This window comes from Clostridium beijerinckii HUN142, assembly GCF_000621745.1.
GTDB classification, from domain to species: Bacteria; Bacillota; Clostridia; order Clostridiales; family Clostridiaceae; genus Clostridium; species Clostridium beijerinckii_A.
The window spans coordinates 291,058-312,249 of sequence record NZ_KK211335.1 but is presented as its reverse complement, the minus strand read 5'-3'; the positions used below and the strand labels follow the sequence as shown (position 1 = coordinate 312,249).

At 27.8% G+C, this 21,192-nt stretch carries 20 protein-coding genes and 3 pseudogenes; 6 read left to right on the top strand and 17 right to left on the bottom strand.

Translation table 11 applies throughout. The features are described from left to right. Nucleotides 1-88: 88 nt before the first annotated feature. Genes cas2 through cas9 form a run of 3 tightly spaced genes read right to left on the bottom strand, consistent with a single transcriptional unit; the run spans nt 89 to nt 4,550 of the window. Entirely contained in the window at nt 89-397 is a 309-nt protein-coding gene (gene cas2 / locus T483_RS0119635) for a CRISPR-associated endonuclease Cas2 (RefSeq protein WP_035790393.1), read from the bottom strand. Nucleotides 398-404: 7 nt separating this feature from the next. Beyond that, complete coding sequence (cas1, locus tag T483_RS0119630; RefSeq protein ID WP_026888355.1) at nt 405-1,304, bottom strand: type II CRISPR-associated endonuclease Cas1; 900 nt, start codon at nt 1,302-1,304, stop codon at nt 405-407. Beyond that, complete coding sequence (cas9, locus tag T483_RS0119625; protein ID WP_026888354.1) at nt 1,305-4,550, bottom strand: type II CRISPR RNA-guided endonuclease Cas9; 3,246 nt, start codon at nt 4,548-4,550, stop codon at nt 1,305-1,307. It lies immediately after the preceding gene. A 633-nt stretch (nt 4,551-5,183) separates the two neighbouring features. Here cas9 and T483_RS32240 point away from each other — a divergent pair. Beyond that, a pseudogene (locus tag T483_RS32240) lies at nt 5,184-5,347 on the top strand (sigma-70 family RNA polymerase sigma factor); the annotation flags it as partial. Nucleotides 5,348-5,894: 547 nt separating this feature from the next. On the opposite strand, the gene T483_RS0119620 reads toward T483_RS32240, so the two are convergent. The 6 genes from T483_RS0119620 to T483_RS29540 form a co-directional block, all read right to left on the bottom strand. After that, a complete protein-coding gene (locus T483_RS0119620; protein WP_026888353.1) occupies nt 5,895-6,410 on the bottom strand; it encodes a hypothetical protein in 516 nt (171 codons plus the stop codon). 112 nt (nt 6,411-6,522) lie between these two features. After that, entirely contained in the window at nt 6,523-7,350 is an 828-nt protein-coding gene (locus T483_RS0119615; RefSeq protein WP_026888352.1) for a hypothetical protein, read from the bottom strand. 381 nt (nt 7,351-7,731) lie between these two features. Beyond that, entirely contained in the window at nt 7,732-9,951 is a 2,220-nt protein-coding gene (locus tag T483_RS0119610; protein ID WP_026888351.1) for a S8 family peptidase, read from the bottom strand. A 4-nt stretch (nt 9,952-9,955) separates the two neighbouring features. Beyond that, the gene (locus T483_RS0119605) at nt 9,956-10,993 is read right to left on the bottom strand and encodes an ATP-binding protein (RefSeq protein WP_026888350.1); all 1,038 of its coding nucleotides are present in this window, start codon (nt 10,991-10,993) and stop codon (nt 9,956-9,958) included. Between the two features lie 486 nt (nt 10,994-11,479). Next, on the bottom strand, nt 11,480-11,659 hold the full coding sequence (locus T483_RS32610; RefSeq protein WP_347460366.1) for a hypothetical protein: 180 nt from the start codon (nt 11,657-11,659) through the stop codon (nt 11,480-11,482). 75 nt (nt 11,660-11,734) lie between these two features. Next, nucleotides 11,735-12,322, bottom strand: coding sequence for an N-acetylmuramoyl-L-alanine amidase (locus tag T483_RS29540; protein WP_347460326.1), 588 nt, complete (start codon nt 12,320-12,322; stop codon nt 11,735-11,737). A gap of 156 nt (nt 12,323-12,478) precedes the next feature. Here T483_RS29540 and T483_RS29535 point away from each other — a divergent pair. Next, a pseudogene (locus T483_RS29535) lies at nt 12,479-13,045 on the top strand (sigma-70 family RNA polymerase sigma factor). A gap of 60 nt (nt 13,046-13,105) precedes the next feature. Here T483_RS29535 and T483_RS0119590 read toward each other — a convergent pair. Next, nucleotides 13,106-13,348 (bottom strand): hypothetical protein, encoded by a 243-nt coding sequence (locus T483_RS0119590; protein ID WP_026888349.1) that lies wholly within the window; start codon nt 13,346-13,348, stop codon nt 13,106-13,108. Between the two features lie 391 nt (nt 13,349-13,739). On the opposite strand from T483_RS0119590, the pseudogene T483_RS29530 reads away from it, so the two are divergent. Both T483_RS29530 and T483_RS0119580 read left to right on the top strand, forming a co-directional pair. Further along, nucleotides 13,740-14,253: pseudogene (locus T483_RS29530) on the top strand (hypothetical protein). An 87-nt stretch (nt 14,254-14,340) separates the two neighbouring features. Next, the gene (locus tag T483_RS0119580) at nt 14,341-14,541 is read left to right on the top strand and encodes a YvrJ family protein (RefSeq protein ID WP_026888348.1); all 201 of its coding nucleotides are present in this window, start codon (nt 14,341-14,343) and stop codon (nt 14,539-14,541) included. A gap of 121 nt (nt 14,542-14,662) precedes the next feature. On the opposite strand, the gene T483_RS0119575 is transcribed toward T483_RS0119580, so the two are convergent. From T483_RS0119575 to T483_RS0119555, 4 genes are all read right to left on the bottom strand, one after another. After that, nucleotides 14,663-15,055 (bottom strand): hypothetical protein, encoded by a 393-nt coding sequence (locus T483_RS0119575; protein WP_026888347.1) that lies wholly within the window; start codon nt 15,053-15,055, stop codon nt 14,663-14,665. Between the two features lie 13 nt (nt 15,056-15,068). Continuing rightward, a complete protein-coding gene (locus tag T483_RS29525; protein WP_035790391.1) occupies nt 15,069-15,260 on the bottom strand; it encodes a hypothetical protein in 192 nt (63 codons plus the stop codon). An 84-nt stretch (nt 15,261-15,344) separates the two neighbouring features. Beyond that, nucleotides 15,345-16,682 (bottom strand): ATP-binding protein, encoded by a 1,338-nt coding sequence (locus T483_RS0119565; protein ID WP_026888346.1) that lies wholly within the window; start codon nt 16,680-16,682, stop codon nt 15,345-15,347. An 869-nt stretch (nt 16,683-17,551) separates the two neighbouring features. Beyond that, nucleotides 17,552-17,761 carry a hypothetical protein gene (locus tag T483_RS0119555; protein WP_026888345.1) on the bottom strand — a complete coding sequence of 70 codons (210 nt, stop codon included), beginning with the start codon at nt 17,759-17,761 and terminating at the stop codon, nt 17,552-17,554. 102 nt (nt 17,762-17,863) lie between these two features. On the opposite strand from T483_RS0119555, the gene T483_RS0119550 reads away from it, so the two are divergent. Further along, nucleotides 17,864-18,196, top strand: coding sequence for a hypothetical protein (locus T483_RS0119550; RefSeq protein WP_026888344.1), 333 nt, complete (start codon nt 17,864-17,866; stop codon nt 18,194-18,196). On the opposite strand, the gene T483_RS31185 is transcribed toward T483_RS0119550, so the two are convergent. The 3 genes from T483_RS31185 to T483_RS32510 all read right to left on the bottom strand — a co-directional run bounded on the left by T483_RS31185 (nt 18,183) and on the right by T483_RS32510 (nt 20,046). Next, nucleotides 18,183-18,320, bottom strand: a complete 138-nt coding sequence (locus tag T483_RS31185) for a hypothetical protein (protein ID WP_155268518.1) — start codon at nt 18,318-18,320, stop codon at nt 18,183-18,185. The genes T483_RS0119550 and T483_RS31185 overlap by 14 nt on opposite strands. Nucleotides 18,321-18,619: 299 nt before the next feature. After that, nucleotides 18,620-19,624, bottom strand: a complete 1,005-nt coding sequence (locus T483_RS0119540) for a PocR ligand-binding domain-containing protein (protein WP_051560493.1) — start codon at nt 19,622-19,624, stop codon at nt 18,620-18,622. A gap of 290 nt (nt 19,625-19,914) precedes the next feature. Continuing rightward, entirely contained in the window at nt 19,915-20,046 is a 132-nt protein-coding gene (locus T483_RS32510; protein WP_278247459.1) for a hypothetical protein, read from the bottom strand. A 600-nt stretch (nt 20,047-20,646) separates the two neighbouring features. Between T483_RS32510 and T483_RS0119530 the strand changes: the two genes are divergently transcribed. Beyond that, the gene (locus T483_RS0119530; protein ID WP_026888342.1) at nt 20,647-20,967 is read left to right on the top strand and encodes a hypothetical protein; all 321 of its coding nucleotides are present in this window, start codon (nt 20,647-20,649) and stop codon (nt 20,965-20,967) included. Nucleotides 20,968-21,192 lie beyond the last annotated feature (225 nt).

The window sequence follows — 21,192 nt, the reverse complement described above, 5'->3', positions numbered from 1 at the left end:
AGTTATAGTTCCTAGTAAATTCTCGATATGCTATAATACGAGTTAACAAATCCCTTGAAAACACTAAGTTTCAAGGGATTTTAGCTTTCTAAAAAATACTTAATTGCCTTGCATTCACGCGTTTCTCTTGCATTTTTGGCTTTCCTACAAGAAATTTCATTTCTGAATATTGCTTTTCTGTTACTTGAAGAAATCTTACTGAACCTTTATGTGGCAAACTCTTTTTTAATCTGATAATATGCTTGTTAACACCATCAATTCCATTACATATTCTAGAATAAACCGAAAATTGTATCATAGTATAACCATCATTTAATAAAAATCTCCTAAATTGCTGATATTCTTTCCTATCTTCTCTTTTTACAACTGGTAAATCAAACAAAACTAATAATCTCATAAATCTTCTACTCATAAAAATGGTATTCCATACTTTTAATTGTAGGCACTTTTAGCAATCTAAAATCTTTTTTATCGCAAGCCGTTGTATAAGAAGATATCATTTTATCAATTGCATTTAAGATTGAATGATTTTGCCTATCCATTATGCATTCATAGTTTACAAGATCAATAAGTGACATTCTATTTGATTTTGTAAGTTCATCTTCACTTTTTATGTTTGAATATACCCATAAGTCTACCATTGGTCTAAATGGTTCAATAAAATCATCAGCTAAATTATATGAATTAAGTTCATTACAATGGTTTACCCCTAATACTGTATTAAATCCATATGCAACTAAAGTTCTTGCTATTACACTCCTTATTATTGTATATCCATAGTTTAACGCTGCATTAATTCCATTATCATTATTTCTTTTAAAATTTTCCCCAAATAATGATTTAAAATAATATTTAGCACCTATAGCTTCCCTATTACCTTTGTCTCCACTCTCTACATCTGTAGATATCTTTTTAAGATATTGAGATCCTTTTAATGATAATATCTCTAAGCATTGTCCTTGGTTATACAACTTTTGTTTTATTATATTTTGCCATATTCTTTTATTAAAAGCAGCACTTTGATTCATTTGCTCCTTAATCACCTTATATGATCTATGATGAATGTTTAAAGGTAATACTATTGAAGAAGGCAGATGCTTTTCATTGCAAATAATAGTTGCAACATTATTTTCTGCTAGTTTACTCAATAATCTATTTGTCAATTTTACACCTATACCTTCTATAACCAAAGTTGATATATCCTCTATTGGTATTTTATATTCATCTTCATTAGTTATTACTAAACTATTATTACTTAATCCTAAGTTTGCTGAATTTGAAATTACAACACTCCTAAAACTCAATTAATTTTTATCCTCCTTTTTTACTTTATAGTATCTACCAAGCACATCGACTTGATATTTGTTAATCTCTTTTACTCCTGTTTTTATTCCAATACCTCTATACCTTTCCGAACTATCATTACTTTCTATGGTAAATGATGCTGTAGATCTATCAAAACCATCAAAATATCCAAAGTACCCCCTTTTCTTTTCATATATGATTTCAACTAAATCATTTTTATATACTGAGAATTTAAAATTATAACTTTCATCCATAACTGTCCAATTACTTTCATCACTAGCTGCTAAGGCTGCCTTCTTGGGAATGATCCCTTTAGCTATTTCATTTCTATAGACTGGCACTGAATAATACTTTCCACATTTTTCGTATATATCAACCCTTACAATTCCTTCCTTAGCCACTTTTCCACCATTTAAATCTATTCCATCTTTAAATGGCACTGTAGCGTTAATTTTAATACTTCTTACCACCGGACCTAATTTTCCGTCTTTAGTTGGCTTTCTAAATTCTTCTTCAAATGCTTTTTTCGCATTTCCATTATGCTCAATTAATTTACATTTAATAGCATCATAAAGTTTTTTATCTGTTTGATAATTATAAATGTTATCAATATCTTTAGGTGTTAGTTCTGTTAAATTTCTCTTTGTTACAAATGTCTTTCCTTGAAATGCTTTGGGAGAGTATATTGTTTCTTTAAATAGCTTTCCTCCAATTTTCCTATATGGAACTCTTGAAACAAAGATAGGCCTTACTGTATTTTTTATAAAATCTTCATCATAAGTTTTAATAGGTGATTTTTTTAATTCCTCTGCAGGATCATCACTTAGCCTAGTTATCAATTCTTCACTAAAGCCTAGCCATGGCCTAGGAAGTCTGTCTTTCAATAAATACCTGTAATCCTCTAAAACAACAATTTCTCCTGTATCAATATCAACAAAATCATCACCTTGTCTTATATAATTTAACTCTTTAGCCTTACTATATTTTGATATTTCTTGAACCATGCCTTGAGTTGCAACTGCAACTACAGTCGCATCCAAAGCGTGATGTTTATCCCCATCTTCTCTTACTTTAGTTAGTCCCCATTTTGCTCTCAAATAAGCTGTTGCTCTACCATTAATAGTAATAACTTTCTTTTTGGATTCACTTTCCTTAAAAATTAATCTATTTGCAATAAAATTAGATATATAACTACAAATATATTTTGTATCATTCAAGTTCCTTTCTTTAAATTCTCGCTGTTCTTCTTTAGAAAACTTCTTTTTAAGCAAATTATATTTTTTCTTTGGATGAAGATTACTATCTTCAACCCATATCTCAAAATTATGCCATCTTTCTTCATCTTCACCAAAATACTCATATGGAAGTCTATTACCTTTTCTTTGATTTTCAGTACCTTTAACCAAACCTTTATTATTCATACTATCGTCAAAACTTCTACTAAATGGAATTATATGATCAATTTCATATTCACCTGGTTCAAATAATTTTTCTATAGATATTCTTTCTTGTGTATATGCACATTCTTCCTTCTGCTGACTCCACAATCTATATTTTAAAATTTCAGCTCCAGTTGGTTCCTTCCCCATTAAGTCTTTAAGTTGATTTCTTAATTTTTCTCTATTATCTCTATTTTCTTTTTGTTCTTTTTCTATTGTCTTTCTATCCTTAAAATTCTTAGCAAGTTCCCTAGCCAGTTCAACATTAATTCCAATTGGAGAACCATATTCATCTATAACTGCATTTATTACTTTTCTTGTTTGAGCTAATGCCCTATTTACAACAGGATTAACTATTTCATCAATACCTATTTTGGGTAATTTGATTAATTTTGTTCCTTCATACACTGCTTTAAAATCATATCCAGCTTTATCACATGCTTCATTATATTGATACCCTTCTTTCAAATAAGGCATTATTTTCTCAATTGCTGTTATAGAAAGATTAATAAATTTACTAAATGATAAATCTGATACTGATTTAATTATATCTTCTGAAATTTCTCTCAAATTTAATTGTTTCTCTATTTCCTCATCAGTTTTAGCTATAGATAATACATATACTATATCATTAAGCATATTCCTATCATCCTTAATCTCTAACCATCTATCCTTACCTAAATTTGTTTCAATCGCTTTTCTAACCTCATGATATCCTTTTAATGATACAAATTTAGTATTTTCAGTTTTTGCAATCTCAACCTTATTACTGTAGGATAAAGTAGAAAATCTTTCTTCATCATTTAAATTTAATAACTTTCTTAATCCTGTATATTTAATCTCATTCTTTTTGTAAGCTTCACAGATAGCTAAGTTTCTTTCTTCACTCGTAAGTTTTCTTTTATCACCTTTATTTACTATTGATAGCTTGTTCAAATTTTCATATAAAACAAATTCTTCAGCTGAAATACTATTCTTAGAAGCTCTTTTAATTTTATTTTTCTTTTCAAAGGTACAAAAGCCTATCATTTTTTCTAAATCTTCAAATCTTGAATATGGTCTTTGAGAATTAAAAATCTCCAGATACTTCTTTTCAATTTCTTCAGACGCAAAATCTGCGCCTAATTCCCTTTGCCTAGCAAATAATGTTATAATTTCATCCATTAACATTGCTCTGGACACACACATATTATACTGTCCTACTTTATTACGAAAACCTTTATAACTATCATTCGATAAATTTACTTCCTTATAAATATATTCACCTACTGATCTCGCTTGTAAACTCTTCATTTTTTCTTCATTGCTCTTTATACTTGAAAGAACTTGTCCTGTTTCCTTATCATTAGCTTCATTTTTTCTGTTAGATTTAAATCCTCTTTTTTTGCATAAATTAATTAATATTTTAGCCCATTCTTCATTTGTAACTTTTTCATCTAATGCTTTTACTCTTGCTTCCCAAACATCTAATCCACTTTTAGTTTTGCATTTCTTAAAAAATTCAGCAAAAAATTTTTCACGTTCTTCTCTGATTAAAATATTTTTATCTGTGATTAAAATATTTGCTTCCATAAGTAATTTTTTTACCCTATCAACCCTATAGGATTTTCTTCTAAATAATCTTCTTCTGCCTCTTGCTAACCTTCTTGGCAATGCTAAAGAAGCTCCATCTTTAGAATTTTCTGCTGCATTAAAAATTCTTACTCCCAAATCTTCTATTCGTTTCTTATCCAAATTTATTACTGACCAACCTACGGAAGTAATCCCTATATCTAACCCTAATCTATAATTTACATCTTCCTTCATCATAACTCCTCCTACCTTTAATACTTTACATAATATTAAATTATATACATTTATATCGAACCTTTTTTTATTTTTCTTATAAAAAAAGGATACCCCTAAGCTCAAACGAACTTAGGGGATACCTTACGGCTTTATGCCTTGTTATAGTAACTAGTAAACTCTCGATATGCTATAAATTACTTAGTTCCTATACTTTATATTATATTGACTTTTATTGTTATGTCAATAATTTACACTATATTTTCTAAAAATCTCTAATTAACTTTTAATTAAACTATGAGATCGTTATTACTTAATCCAAGCTCCGCTCACATCAACCTCCCATCCATGAGGTGTAATACAATCACAATACATCTTTCCATCCTCTCCTAAATTTTACCTATCTCCTCTACAATCTTTAGTTTTTTATATTTACATCTAAGTTGTACACCTTTAAAAAGAGCAGATATATGATGCTGCAACCAAGAACTTCAATATCTAAACCTAAGTAACAACATAAATCTAATTATTTTTATACTCCGATATATGTAACCTAGCAATATATACTATATGTAGAAGTTAATTTAGCATTAAACACAATATATGCAAGATATTTCATTAAATTTATGACTCTTATTGATAATGGAGGTTCATATGGATTTTGATTATATTGAAACTTTAGTTACCAGATGGAAAAATAATGAGCAAAAGAAAAATTAGCTGAAGAATTCGGTCCATTAATTTATAATATTTTAAAAAGAACTCTCATTGATGGATATAACTCATATGATATTATTCAGGAATGCTACCAATCACTTTTGTAACAATATCAATAAAGGCTTATGTTTCTTTAATATATGTTTTCTATTTACTCAAAATTAAAATTATTCACTTAAAAATATAGTAACATATTATTCATGATCTACATCACGAAACCCTAATACAGAAAAGAAGGCATATACATTTCAGCTAAATAACGTTTCCCGAAGTGTACTAACCTTCTGAACTCATCGGGTGCCAAACAAAAGACTAGTCTAATATATAATATCTCTTAGTATATGTTAGGTTAGAGCTGCCGGAAAACTCCTATACGCTTAGAGACATATGCTATATGACCAGTACTTTTTGGGGTGATTGGTTAAGCGCCAATATAATTATTCAATAAATTAACTTATCCTTTAGAAAACATGTATATAGTAGCAACTAGCATATATAAGAATAAATATTTACAGTTAATTATATTTATATGAATATAGTGATAATTACTTACATAGAAAAATAACAAAAGAATTATGTAGTGACGCAGACACAAAGAGCACTTAATGCTCCTTAATAAATTTATTCCTTAGTTGTTTATTTAATATTTTATATTATTTTCTTCTTATATGCTTCTTTAACAAGTTCTTTTAATTCATTATGATGCTTTTCCATACTTTTAACATTCTGTTCTACTAAATATGAGCAGTTAGTCCATAAGCTCGGATAATTTTCTTTAACATATGAATAAAGTGCATTTTTTTCGTTTTCTGTAGGTATGTTTTTAGGCGCAACTGGTATAGGGATTGTATCTCTTAAAGCTAACTCATCAGAAGTTGCAAAAGCATAATTAACAAAATTAATCAAAGAATTATTAACCTCTTCTTTATCCTGTATATAACATCCTTTTCCATCCAATCTGGCCCTATGAAATGATACAAGGTCTAATTCACGAGGTTTACGATTTACTGTTTCATAGCATAATATTACAAGTAATACTTCTTCATTTGCTAAACTAGGAACTGCTTTATAAGTTGTACTATATGTATAAGTGGAACGCTTTGGTTTAGGTATTTTATGTGCTCCATTTTTATCAGATACGTACAAATACATTATCCCACTCACAAAATCACTCCTTTAAAATTCATCTTGTTTTTTTACCTATTTTATATCAAAGAGTAAGTTATTACAATAACAAAAAATATTTATATTCTTATACATAAATTCTGCTATATTTTTAAATTAAAATCTTGTCTGCATAATAGTAAGTACTTTTATTTATTTCTTTAACTTTACTTTTACTTATATATCTCTGTACTCCATTCCTAAATACTAAATAATACTCATTATATTCTAAATAAATATTGCATGCTATCTCTTCTGTGTCCGTCAAAATTATGTAAGTGAAGTTTTCATTTAAAGTTTTTGCAATTTCCTCCATACTATTTAATATTATAAAAAATGTTAAGCTTATAAACGCTATAATTCCATATGTAGCAAATGTAGATATTTCTTCTACGCTAAGTGTGTTTATAAATATAAAATTTCTATCTTCTTTTAATAACGACATTTGAAGCATTGGATAATATATTATTACAAACATACCAATCAAGCATAACAATGATGATGTTATTTTGCTCCCCCTAATCCATAATCGCATCTTATTGCTTACTCGTTTTATACATTTTCTCTCTAATTTATAAATAAAATATTTTCTTAGCATATAAAAACTAACTACCAAACATGAAAATGAATTCAAAAATAGAATAAGTATTGTTGCAGCAATTAAATATGCTACTCTATCTTGAGTTATTATATCTGTAGACTTTATATTCATCATACTTCCTTTAGTTAATATAAATACTATAACCCAAACTATATATATAATTATGCTACTATACATAATCCATATTGTAATTATTTCAAAAATTGACTGCTTACCTGGAACATTCTTATAATTTAATTTGATGGTTTCTATAAAAAAATCTCTACATACTTTTATATAAAAACTTAATACCGCTCCTACTGTTGTTAATGTTAATAATAAATTTCTTAAATAATTCATCATTATTCCCCCACCATTGTATATGTATTATTACCGAATTATACACCTATAAAATAAAAATACTTATATTCTATACCACAAATTAAATTTATTATATTGAATAAATCAATAAAATCCCAAAGACTTTTTTGCTTTGGGATCTTATCATCTTCCTAAAATTTATTTGTTCTTAAAACTTTAGTAAATCTTAAATATTTATCATTTTTTCTTTCACATCTTTTTCATATTTTTTTGACAATCCTTCATATGATAACTATCCTAAGTCGTTGATTTTTAATTAGCTTCGTCACATATTCCCATTTTATATAATTCTATTTTTCTTCTTCATAAGATTTTAAATTTTTTCCAAATACCTGCTTGTCTACTAAACTAAAACATTAATTAAAACACATCATCAAAATCAATATTTTCTTCAGCTATGTTATAAATATCAATTCTATTATCAATATCGACTCTATTCACTAACCATCCTCTTAATGAACAATTTCTAATGAAGTCTTCTATTCTATTAACGCCATTTATTTCTTTCAACGTAACAACAATACCAAACTTAATTCCATCCCCAAATTTCTCTTCAAGGCGTTCTTTTGTTTTTATACTAATTCCCCAGATACCTTTATCATACACCTTTTTAGGTTTATTATTTTTGGCAAACTCTATAATATGTTTCACATTATCCCACTTTCTATAAAATTTCCGTGCATTTCCTTCATATAGATGATTACCATCTGTGCATTGTTGATTATTATTTATAGACTTTATTTCTTTTCCATTAATTCTCCCAAAATATATATCAAGTTCTGTATTAGTATAATCTACGCCTTGATTCCTTGAACAGTAAGGAAAATAACACATAGTTGCTTTTGCAATAAAAGGGTGTTTCTCTTTATCAATTGGAACAGGCAAATTATAATTATATGTATCATACTTTTCCGATACTCCTGATAATATAAAACGAATTTCATCATTAGGTGATTTTAATATGTCATCAATTTTTTGAGGAACAACACCATGTCCAATTAATGAAGAAGATATTTTTTGAGGATGCCATCCAGTAGCTGAATTTATTATTAATGCTTTTGCCACCTCTCTACTTAATCCTAAAACATCAATTAAATAAGACATTTTTCTTGAAATCCACGGAGCTGCAAATGAAGTTCCTGCTACAAAGGCCTCTCCCATAGATGTACATACTCTTATTTTTTTATTTCCATCTCCTCCATAATAACTAACATCTGGCTTAGTAAAAAAAGATAATACTGGACCTTTTCTTGAATATTTAGCAGGTTTATTTTCAAAGTCTACAGAATTAACGACTAGTGAGTTTATAGAATCAGCTGGTGCTCCTATAGCCTCTACTGTTTTATTCATTGAATTTTTATTTGTTCCTGCAATGATAAAAATAATATCATTTTCATATTGGATTTTGTCTAAGATAGCTGCTTCTGGTGATATAAAATTAGGATTAACTTCTACAGGTGCTCCTAATGATAAATTCCATACTTTTATATCTTTATTAGAACTAATAATTTCATTAATAGCTCTCAGAATAGAAAACGAACTAAAGTATCTTCCAGCCGCTACACCAAAATGCCTAACTTTAAACCTTCCGCAACCATCATCTAAATCGGGATTAATTGATGGCCCATCTACAATAATTGATGAAACAGCAGTTCCATGAAAATAATCATCTTGTGATAATTCTATATCACTGCTAACCATATTCTTAAAATCAACCCATTCAGAAAAATATACATTTTCATCAAACATTGTATCTATAACACCAATAGTTGGTTCATTTTTAGGACTTGGAATATTAATAGTTTCTCTATCGATATTCTCAAAATCTGTTTTTGTTAATTTTGAAATATCACTTATAGCCATAGATATCAAATATGGCGCTTTTTGCTTTAAAATTGCTAATTGGTCTGGTGTTAATAACATTGTAGTATCATCAATCAATCTTGCAGAAAGAAGATTAATCCCTATTTTATCCATAAGCTCAATTGTATCTGTATCAGTCTTATAAATTGTAATAATTGAGTTTTCTCTCAATTCCTCTTCTTGCATAACAATAGAAAATTTTTCAACATAATGAGCATCAACAATTATTTTTAAAAAATTTGTCTTTGCTATTAAACTATTGTCATACGATATCTTTTTCTGATTTAATTTCTTAACATCCTCGCAATTAATAACACCATTAAACTGTTTCTTCAAAACAGTTATACTTTTTTTGTATCTTTCTATGGACTCATTTAACATTTCCAAACTCACATAGTGAGTAATTATATGTTTCATTCTATCTGATTTTGAAAATTTGGCACCAACTATAGAACTATTTGCAGTGATAGAGCCCTTTGTTAAGGTTCCTGATATTCTTCTACTTTTAGCAATAACGTCTATATAAAAAACACTTACTAGAGCTCCATTAAGAATTGTATCTTCACTCCAAAATTCTTTTAAAGCCTCTAAATCATTTTTTAGCTTTTCCAAGTGTTCAACTTTTACAGTTGCTTCAGATGGCAATTCAGGTGATCCAGGCCTTGAATTATTTGATTTTTGTTCAAACGTGCCCTTTAATTGTAAAAGGTCATTCATATAATCACTCCTTTAATTCTCTAGAAACTTGACTTTTAGAAATTCCTGTCAATATCTCTATTTCTCTAGTGGTAAATCCTTCATTTTGAAGTTCTTTTAAATCCATTTCTAAATTCTTTTTATTAACGCTATTATATAATCTTTTTAAATAATCATATTCATTACTCGGATTACTAAAAGCAATAACTGTTTTTAAAAGATTTTTAAGTTCCCCAGGGTAAGGTATTGTTTCCATAAGACTAATTATCTTTTTAAACAACCTCATATTTCTTCCAGCAAATTTGAACTTAGCTAACAATTCATTCAATATTGCTTCTCCAATTTCAATTAGATCTTCTCTCTTATATCTATTAAAATCAATAACCGAATCAAATCTTCTAGTCAAAGCTTTATCAAATGCATCAAATAAATTTGTTGTTGCAATTAAAACTATATTTTCATTTAGTGAATCCATTCCTTTTAATACTGATGATGTAGCCCTGCCCATTTCACGTAAATCATTTGAATTAATTCTATCAATAGCTATTGCATCAATTTCATCGAATAAAATGATTAATTTTTCAGGATGTGAAAAATTACGAATCTCTTCAAAAAGAGAAGCAATGTTTTTAGATGTCTGACCAAGTTTACTATCAATTATAGAATCAAAATCCACGATAAATAAATCTCTTTCTAATATTCGTGCAATCTGCTTTGCAGTTTCAGTTTTTCCAGTGCCTGGCGCGCCTTCAAATAAAAATTTATTAATACCAGCATTATGACCAATTGCATTTACTATTCCAATAACATCATCTTTAATAACTTCTGGTAAAGGTAACGAATCAGTACCATACTCTACTTTTCGAAAGAAACTAGAATTACTATCACTTATTTGAGGAACAAAAGTATTGGTATTCGACATTAATGCCATTATATATTCAGCTAACTGATAATTTCCAATCCCATCAAAATATCTTGCTATTTCATACGCTTGATCTCTAAATCCAGCATCATTTTTTTCAGCATAATATTTTATTAAATTTAATACATTTTTTTTCTTCATATCAGTCACCTCCTAATTTATTATACTACATCTTGGGACATAAATTCAATATTTGGGACATAAATTTAAATATTTATTTTCTAATTCTATATATAATATGTACAAATTTCCAAATGTTTAATCACTTACTAATTTCCAACTTATTATATAATCAATTAAATAAATTTTACTTTTAATGGCACTCATGCAACAAAAAACAGTTAATTTTTTATGATATTACATGATAAAATGAATTGAATAAATCTTAAAACCATATAAAATAAGGCCTCCTAAGAGGCTATAAATTACATCAATCTTCAAATCTACTAGCTCTAGGATCCAGAGAATTATCGACAGATTATATCGGCATGAGCATTCTTTAATAATAATAAATTTTCTATAGATGATATTTAAAAAATTTATTATTAGTGTATTTTAATGATTATCTTAAACAAGAGATACTAAACCTAAAAATCAACCTGTTTATCTCTTTCTAAAATCAATATATCATTTTATCCATCTTCCATGTTCATCAAAAGCATAAAATTTCCCATTAATACACTTCCAAAGCGGCTTTTCTTTATTTCCCCTAACCATCATGCAATTTTCATCTAAGTAATACCAAACATTATTGTTTTCATCATGATACCAGCAATTCTGCAAAGCATATCCCCTATCATCAAAAATATACCACTCCCCTTCAATAACCTGCCAGCCATTTTGAGAAGTGTAATAGTATTTATTCTCTATATCCGTACAATATCACCAACCAACATCATTATGATTCCACCCATTCTTCCACTCTTCATTACCATAAACCTCATCTCCAACTAATCCATTAACGATAACTCTTGCAATAATATCTGGATCATATTTGTCTGCGTCATCACTATCAGCAAATAAACATTCAACTAAAATTGCAGGCATAACAGTTTTATTAAGAACAATTAAGTTTCTTATTTTTACTCCTCTATTAGGTAAATTTAGAGTACTTGATAATTCATTGCAGACTTTCGTAGCATATTGATTAGCTACTTCTGATTTTCCAAATACTAATACTTCAGGACCACTACCTCCTCCTGCATTAATATGAATTTCTACATAAAGGTTAACTTCTATAGTTTGTGCTATTTGATTAGCTTGAACTGATCTAATATAGCAATCTTCACAGTTATATTTATTGCCTTCATCAATCCTAAGTAAATTAACACCGTGGCCTTTCTCCTGTAAATACTGCGTAACTAAAGCTCCAATCTCTCTAGTGCACTTACTCTCATCAAGCCTATCAATAACTCCGCATCCAACATTACCACTAGCAGTATGACCTACTGCTATTATAAAATTGCTCATTTTACATCTCTCCCTATAATTCTTAATTTTTTTAATTACTCATATACGTTATATGAATTTTAACCATATATACTATATGTAGAGGTAAATTTAACATCAAACACAATATATGTAAATTATTTGATTTATAACTCTTAGTTGAGGAAGGAGGCTTATATGGATTTTAGTTATATTGAAGTTTTAGTTACCAAGTGCAAGAATAATGATGAAGAAGCAAAAGAAAAATTAGCTGAATAATTTAGGACTTTAATTTATAATATTTCTAAAAGAACTTTCATTGATGGATATAACGCACATGATATTATGCAGGAATGTTACCAATCACTTTTTAAATCTGTTTACATGTACAATATAGAAAAGCATAGATTCGTTGCCTATGCTACTAATGCCATTAAAAATAATATGAGTGATTTAATCAAAAGAATTAAAACTAGAAGATCTACTGAAGGTAATGATGCATTAAGTCTATATGATAATTTTGAAAGTAATCTTCCTTCAGAAGAAATCTCAACTGAAACTTCATTATGTGAAATGTGTGATTATGAAGATTTAAATGAAGATGAACTTGAACTCATAGATTATGTATTCTATAAAAATTACACTGTAAAAGAATATGCTTATTTTAAAAATATGTGCTACTCTACTGCTATCCTAAAAAAGAACACTATTCTAAAGAAAATACTAAACAATATATCTCATTATTATGAAAGCATCAAAGCGTAAAAACTCCAAGGCTAACCTAGGAGTTTTTATTTTTATATAACTATATTAATCTATATCCACTTATTCAAAATTAAAATTATTAATAACATCTGTAGTCTTATCAATATAGTTTTGAGCTACTTGATCAATGCTATCACAAATATACTTAAGAGAACATCCTTCACATTTATTAAGTATTCCTTCAGTAATTAAAGAACATTGAAGTTCATCATTAAAAGTCGAATTTCTAATTGCTAAAGCAATCTGCTTTTTATCAAAGCACTCTACTTCTTCTGGATTAAGTTTAATTTCATCTCTAATCATTTTTACAACACACTCCAATAATTTATTTACAGCTTAAGAAAATTTATCCGATAGCTAGACTCTCATTTCTTATAGTGAGAGTTAACTGCTGCACACTCCTAAATATTAAGACTTAATCTTCTGATATTATTGATATATGTTTTATACTGCAACGTAACATTAAAATCATAATTAAATTTACATGTCTAATCTCTTAACCCGCATTTTATAAGCAAATTCTTAAGTTCTTAAATTCTAAAGAATATATATTCTTAAAATCTTACATTCTAAAATTCCTTAATTCTAAAAAATTTATATTCTCAAATTCTTTAGAATTTGAGAATCTCTGATAAATAACCATATATCTTTTATGAAGATACATAAAAATACTGCCAAGGAGGGTATATAACTTATGGCTAGAAGAAAAACATCAAAGGTTCCTAAAAATGATTTTGAATATGATGAAGGTGAAGTATACGGATTTACTAGTGAATCTCCTATAGCTGGTGACTGCATATCTTCTTTCTCTTTTGATGATGATTCTGATATTAATATTATTCAAACTAGCTCTGATAGTAAATCTAATAATAATGCTGCTATTCAAGAAGATCCTAAAAACAATACTCAAACTAATACAGCTTCAACTATTAACAGCAATTTTCAAAATAATATAACTAACTCCATAGAAATAAAAAATACTTTAAGCTCTGCTAAGGAACTGTTTGATACCTAATGGTGCCACTCCTGCCATTGATGGTGAAACTCCAAATATTAAAAGAAGCTACACCCTTAGAAGTTCTACCATAAGAAAAATAAATGAATTAAAAAGCATATACCCAGATATTATTGTATGTGTCAGTACCATAGTTGATATTGCTATAGATTATTATCATAACCATATTGTAAATGAAGGTGGCACTCAGTAATTTATTTTAATTTCAGATAATTATTTGTTCTCTAACATGAACTAATATATTTTATTTCATATATCCTTTGTAGGAGGTGATGTGATCATGGAAGTAACAGATTTAATTAATCTTATAGTAAATAATGGTTTTCCTGTGGCTGTATCTGCATATTTGCTAATACGCTTAGAGAAACAAATTGTTAGCTTATCAAGTTCAATTAATAAGTTAAATACTATAATATCAGCTAAACTTGGAGTAGCTATCGATACAGAGAGTTCTACTGATGATTCTCATAAAGTGGCATGAGTAAAAAGGCAATAAACATTTTGAAGTGTTTATTGCTTTTAAACTTTGCTTATATTATGAAAACAAAACTTAGTAGTTTAATTTGAATTTAGACTATAAAATGATACACGACTTATTAATATTACAACTCTTCATTTTCTTTAATAAAGTACCGTTTAGATGGAAATGTAATTATTAGTCCCACAAGTGATTGTATTATTCCTTGCACATTATATGAATTCTTAATCTTTAATGCTATAAAGATCATAGATAACACTAAAAAGAATAAATTATAAGTTATCATTAAACCATAACCCCATTTTTTAAGTCTAAAATATCCGTATGATATTATTAACATGACTAGAGCACTTGATATTCTAATTGCAGCATCCAATGAATCCGATATTGGAATAATAAGAATACCGAATTGTTCAATAAGTTTTTGTATTGGAAAAACTGATATTATTATAAAAAATGTACCTAGCAAATTTAAATATGCAATGAATGTTACTAATGCTGGCCTTTTTAACTTCATATGTATTCACTTCCTAATAGTATAATCTCAAGAAACATTTTTGGGAAGCCACCTCAAATTCACTTCTTGTTTTTTCTAGTTCTTCTAAAATGGCATCCAATTTTTCATTCATTTGTTTATTCCTTTTTGTAAAACTTTTGAATGCTCCTATTCCTCTATGTATTCCCATTATTATTAAAATTAATATTGCTCGTTTTTTTATCATTTGTTGTCATAAAAGTAGTATTTTATTCTTTTATCTCTACTCTTACAAATTCTTTATAAGATGGTATTATTTAATTAAAATAAATCAAACCAATCTATATTCTTTTATTCTTGAACTTTCAAAGTCTTTAGATATCGGTAATTTTATAAAAAATGTAGTCCCTCTCTGTAATTCTGTTTCAAACCATATCTGACCCTTATGAACATTTGTAATTGTATGATATGCCATAAACAAGCCCAATCCTGTCCCACCACTTCTTCTAAAAGTAAATGGTTCAAATAAAGTTTCACTTAATTCTTCTGGTATACCTCCTGCAGTATCCTTAATTGATATTATTATAAAATCCCCATCTTGTTCTGTTAAAATTTCAATTGTTCCACCTTCATCCATTATTTGAACCGCATTATTGATAATATTTTCGATTGCTCTCTTTAAAAGTTTTTCAGATATATTTACATAATTATCTTCATTTTTATGTAAATATAACTTGATTTTTTTTGACTCGCAAATGGGCTCAAACGAGAATAAGATTTCTTCTAATGTAGATGCTACTTTTTGTGCTATAAGTTTCTCCGGTTTAAATATGCTTAAGAGTTCAATAACCATATCATTCATTTCATCAACTTGTTTAATTATCCTATTAAGGTAATTATCAACTTTAGATTTATCTGAATTCAACTTTCCTAACTGTCCTAATCCTCTAATTACAGCTAATGGATTTTTTAGATCATGGATAGTTGTTGCAATTAACTCACTTATTATCGATGGATTCATGTTAATTGAAACCAATTCAGAGTCATTATTATTAATATGCATAATTGTAGATTCAATTGAATTTACGCATGCAATAAGTATATGAAGTCTTGCTGGATTTGCATACTTAACCGGTACACTTATATCCACCGCTCCTATAATGTTACCATTATATATAATAGGCGCACCTATACATGAGCAACCAGCATAAGCAGTTGCATAATGTTCTCTTCCATAAACAAGGATTGGTTCTCCTATGGCGATAGCTGTTCCCACTCCATTATTTCCTATGTTTTCTTCTGACCAATTCGCACCAAGGCAGAGAACTTCCTGCTTTCCCCAAAATTCTTCTGGTGTTCCTCTTAAATCAATTATCCATCCTTCATTATCTGCTAAAGCAACTATATGTGGTATATCAATTAAGCTAGTAGACAAAGAATCCATATACAACTTCGAAGCTTCAATTAAATGCGAATTTTCTTGCACCTTTTGTTTAAGATCTCCATCACGCAAGAACTTAAATTTAATTTTATCACGCTCTAATCCTAAATCATTACACCTCTTCCATGATTCCAATGTAATGCTTCTTGCTATAGCATTTTTATTTACAATTGATATAAAGCTTTCCCATTCTTCTAGCATTTCATTTTCATTTAATAAGTACTTCATTTGTATACCACCCCTTATTTTTTATAACATAAGCATAAATAATCTAAAGTATAGTATTACACATTGAGACCTAAATCCCTCTTTTTCTATATGATTGCTAGTTGTATTTTAAATCAGTTTAAAAAGAAAAATAGTGAATTAATAGAGCTTTAGTATCATAAGCAAAGGAAGATTTAAAGAGATTAAACGCTGCGGTTACGAAATAGGACTTCAAAAGTACTCTTACACAGAAAGTTTAACTCATATATTTAAATTATTTCTAAACATGTTTTATCTTAATTTCTTCTTTGTAAGAGCTTATTTACTGTTATGAATTGGTATTTAGTTATCAGATCTATTAATTTTAAGTCGTGAAAGGTCTTTACTATAATTAAGAAATTCATCATATCAATTCTTACTTCTTTATTCTTATCATGACTATTGTTCATGCTTCTCCTGTAGTTATTACTCAAGACACACATGATGTAAGAGATGAAAAATTGAAAATCACCTCTTCTCTAACAGCCAAGATCACTAATATTAATGACAAAGTTATAATTATTATTATTGATACAAACCAGATTATACAAAATTAGTAAAGCTGGATCCTCAATCAAATTAGCATTTTTTGAAACCTCTTGCCTATGACTCATATGTCATAATTTATGGCAACAGTCCAGTATCATTGACTTAAGTTCACTTTTTAAGATTACAAGTTATTTATCCATGTTTAGAATCATCTTCATATAATTAAATATAATCCTCAAAATATTATTTTCTCTTTTAGTAGCTCTAATTTAATAGTTATCTTATACTTTAGTCTATTCATTTTCTGCCCCTTAATTGGGGCTTTTATATGCTCTTTCAATATTATTCAATTGGTTAAATATTTAGTTACATATTTCTCTTAACATTTTATCTAATTTTATAATTGTCTCTTTATTTTCAGACAAATCATTTTCTTGCCTCTTCTGTTCTTCTTGACATATCTCATCAAGATTAGCCCCTTTTGATTTAAAGAATTTAATATTTGATTCTAATTTGCAATTCTCTTTTTTCAGAATAAACTTAAAATATTTAATTTCTTTCTTATTTAACACAAGTATCCTCCTTTCTATAACGAATATATTTATCTATACTCCATATAATAAATTCAACTAATTATTTGAATACTCCTTAAGTTATGAAAGGTGGATAATAATATGAGAAAATCTGTTATTGTATTTTCTATTTTTTTCTTTCTATCATTTACTATCAATACAGTAAATACATTTGCTCAAACAAAAATATATTCCCAAGGTTTTTATACAATGAAAGATCTTAATCTTTCTGATAATGTTACTTACATTGTAGAAAATAATGAACCTTACGTTGATGGTTTATTATTTATTATTAATTCTAGTAAAAATGTAGAGCAATTTATAAGAATACCACCTAGTTCTACCAGAAATCCATTAATTCCAATTAAACCTGACTACAAATTTATAATATATGGTGACGTTAAATTAACTTTTAAGCAAGCTAAAATTTCCTAGCTGTCATTTGATATAAACCAATACTATTAATATTATAATATTTTTTTATCTTTATAACTTTATTCTTTAACATAAATATACCTGTTGCACTTGCCGTTCCTCCCCAAACTATTATTACTGACATTTATAATGCAAGAGATACAAATTTTATTAATTAGCACCCCCATTAATGTAAGAATCACAGCTAATAATAGTTTGGCTACAATCTTAGTAATCGATCCCAGTAAAACTATTAAGATTGAATCCAAAAACCTCTTAACAAGTTTTACCTCCACTTGAATATGATTACTCAATTATAATTTTTAATAAAACTATTTTATTATACTCTGAGAAGTTTTTGCTTCATGAGAAGTTCCTAAAGAATAAAAAGATCCCCAAAATGGGGAACACATTATATTATTGATAAGATTCATATTTTATAATTTACTGTGATTTAGCTAATTTATCTAATTCTATAGTAAAACTTGTTAATTCCTCAACACTAGCATTTGTTTCTTCTATTGCAGCTGATTGTTGCTCAGTTATATCTAGTGTAGTATTGGATACCTGCATAGTCTTTTCTACTGATTCCTGTATTTTTTTCACCAACTCAGCAATATTTTTTGATGTTTCTCTAGAATTTTCTGCTAAATTCCTAATTTCCTTTGCAACAACAGAAAATCCTTTTCCCAAATCCCCAACTCTTGCTGCTTCAATTGAAGCGTTAAGTCCAAGCATTTTTGTTTGATTGGTTATGTCTTTTATATAACCCAAAATAACATTTATTTTATTAGAGAGTTCTCGTACCTTTACTATTTCACTATTTAATAAATTTTGATTTTCAGTAACTTCCATTGATGATGCAGCAAGATGTTGGGTTGCAGAAGATATTTGTTCAAAGCTTTCTGTAAGGGTTCCAGTTAATTCCGTAATCTTTAACCGTTGATATCCTTCTTGAGATAATGTATTGGCTACCGAAAATAAAACTTCGGCTGCTGACTTAATCTTTTTCTCCTCTACTATCTTCACCTCTTTAGCTGCAATATAATATTCTTCTTCTTCTAAACCAAGCTCTCTTGCAGTATGTTTAAACTCAGATTCTTTAGGATTATCAAAGAGAATTTGACCACCAAGAATTGTGCCAATAAGAGTTCCTTTAACTATTATTGGTGCTGCAAAATCAATAAGTCCTGAATGACATTTATAAATATAGGGTTTTCCAGTTCTAAATGCTTCCTCTCCAGCACTGGCATGGCATTGTGCACATCGATTTTTCCCAAGTTGTGTCGATTGAGTAAGATTAGAACATATATTAGTATAACTACTTGGCATTGTAACCGGAGCTCCATTTTTATCCACTGTTACACTCGCAATATCCATACTTTGTGCAAATTCATCTTGAAACTTTTGAAGAAAGTTCAAATCAATAATATCTCTTAATTCTAACATATTTAAATCGCCATCACATTTTTCCACAAATTTCTCCTCCAAAAACCATTTTTATATATTATATCACAGTAACCATTTACATTCTTCAATTTTAAATAATTTTTTTCAAATTTTAATATATTTATTGAATTGTATAATAGATTCATCTCAAATGTGTAATTCACAATTTTCTATTTTTAATAGCAAAAGATAGCATTATTATTCTTACCTGATTTTTTCCTACCTCTTTTTGGGTTACTTAGTAAACTTACTAAATAATAAATATATTTTGGGGCATCAATTAATGTTTCTTATACAATCCAAAGCTTTTTGTTTAGTGTTTTACATCCTTTTTGATATCCTTGGCAATATCCTTCTTCGCTTCTAGCTTCCCCACCAGAATAATATTCTTGATTATATGCATCTTCTAACGCATCTACCATAAAATAGTTTCTTTTAGGATCAGCATTATTCTCGCCAAGTGTTCTATTGAATTCTATAATTTCTACAGCTCCAAGTACATTGGAATTCCCACAACTACTAAAACTTCTGTTGCCAATCCTTTTTTTCCGTACTTAAACTATATATTATGAAGTAAACTAACTATTATCTCATGGCAGTTATTAGTTTTATATTTGATATAAAAAAATAAAGAGAATAAAGATTTATCTCTATTCTCCCCATTCCTAAATTCTTAAATAAGAACTCAATTTTTTTATTTTTTGCCTTAATTATATTATAGCACTCTCAAATAAGAATTTAATCCAAAATTTATACTTTTTTATATAAATTTACTAATAATTTGTTCATTAATTGTTTTTTGTAGTTTGTAACATTCCTATTAGCTTTTAATCTTTTATGCATTTTAACCACTTCCATTATGTAAGACTGCATACTTAATTAAGAAATAATATATAATTAAAATAGGTAGTATTTGAATTTACTATAACTGATATTTACATTTTTCTATAATTTTTATGCTCTAATATTAAGGAATTTTATTGAAATTTAGTGCCATACTAAATATGAAAGGTGGTATTTAAATGAAGAATATTATATCTTTATTATTAGTTTTATTATGTTTTTCTCCTAATATAGCTCTAGCAGACCCTACTCCAAGCAACATATACAACCAAGGTGTGTACACTCCAGATGATTTAAAAAACTTTGCCATAAACACTAATACATATAATGTTCAAAATGCTTCAAGTGATAAAGATGTTTATATAGTTATATTCGATAAAAATTTTCGTGCTGTTCAAGCTTTATACTTATCTCCTAATTCGCAAAAATATAATCTGATCCCATTTGAGCCTGATTATAGAATCACAATAATCGGTAATGGTGATGTATACATTTTATAAAAATTATGATCACTAGACTAATCATAAAAATAAACTGAACTAATAGGTATATTATTATACTACTAAATTAAAATTAGGAACATTATTGTTAAAATACTTAATTATAAATCGCAAGCAGTGTTATTTGAACTACATATATAATATATGGAATGTAGGAACATTTAATTTATATACGGATATTAATTTATTAACAACGTATTATGATAATAGTTTATTAATATGAAA

Excerpts from the sequence above, each read along its gene's own strand:
- cas2 (WP_035790393.1), bottom strand. The coding sequence starts at position 397 with ATGAGATTATTAGTTTTGTTTGATTTACCAGTTGTAAAAAGAGAAGAT.
- cas9 (WP_026888354.1), bottom strand. The coding sequence starts at position 4,550 with ATGAAGGAAGATGTAAATTATAGATTAGGGTTAGATATAGGGATTACT.
- T483_RS0119615 (WP_026888352.1), bottom strand. The coding sequence starts at position 7,350 with ATGAATTATTTAAGAAATTTATTATTAACATTAACAACAGTAGGAGCG.
- T483_RS0119610 (WP_026888351.1), bottom strand. The coding sequence starts at position 9,951 with ATGAATGACCTTTTACAATTAAAGGGCACGTTTGAACAAAAATCAAAT.
- T483_RS0119605 (WP_026888350.1), bottom strand. The coding sequence starts at position 10,993 with ATGAAGAAAAAAAATGTATTAAATTTAATAAAATATTATGCTGAAAAA.
- T483_RS29540 (WP_347460326.1), bottom strand. The coding sequence starts at position 12,322 with ATGAGCAATTTTATAATAGCAGTAGGTCATACTGCTAGTGGTAATGTT.
- T483_RS0119590 (WP_026888349.1), bottom strand. The coding sequence starts at position 13,348 with ATGATTAGAGATGAAATTAAACTTAATCCAGAAGAAGTAGAGTGCTTT.
- T483_RS0119580 (WP_026888348.1), top strand. The coding sequence starts at position 14,341 with ATGGAAGTAACAGATTTAATTAATCTTATAGTAAATAATGGTTTTCCT.
- T483_RS0119575 (WP_026888347.1), bottom strand. The coding sequence starts at position 15,055 with ATGAAGTTAAAAAGGCCAGCATTAGTAACATTCATTGCATATTTAAAT.
- T483_RS29525 (WP_035790391.1), bottom strand. The coding sequence starts at position 15,260 with ATGATAAAAAAACGAGCAATATTAATTTTAATAATAATGGGAATACAT.
- T483_RS0119565 (WP_026888346.1), bottom strand. The coding sequence starts at position 16,682 with ATGAAGTACTTATTAAATGAAAATGAAATGCTAGAAGAATGGGAAAGC.
- T483_RS0119550 (WP_026888344.1), top strand. The coding sequence starts at position 17,864 with ATGAGAAAATCTGTTATTGTATTTTCTATTTTTTTCTTTCTATCATTT.
- T483_RS31185 (WP_155268518.1), bottom strand. The coding sequence starts at position 18,320 with ATGTCAGTAATAATAGTTTGGGGAGGAACGGCAAGTGCAACAGGTATA.
- T483_RS0119540 (WP_051560493.1), bottom strand. The coding sequence starts at position 19,624 with ATGTTAGAATTAAGAGATATTATTGATTTGAACTTTCTTCAAAAGTTT.
- T483_RS32510 (WP_278247459.1), bottom strand. The coding sequence starts at position 20,046 with ATGGTAGATGCGTTAGAAGATGCATATAATCAAGAATATTATTCTGGT.
- T483_RS0119530 (WP_026888342.1), top strand. The coding sequence starts at position 20,647 with ATGAAGAATATTATATCTTTATTATTAGTTTTATTATGTTTTTCTCCT.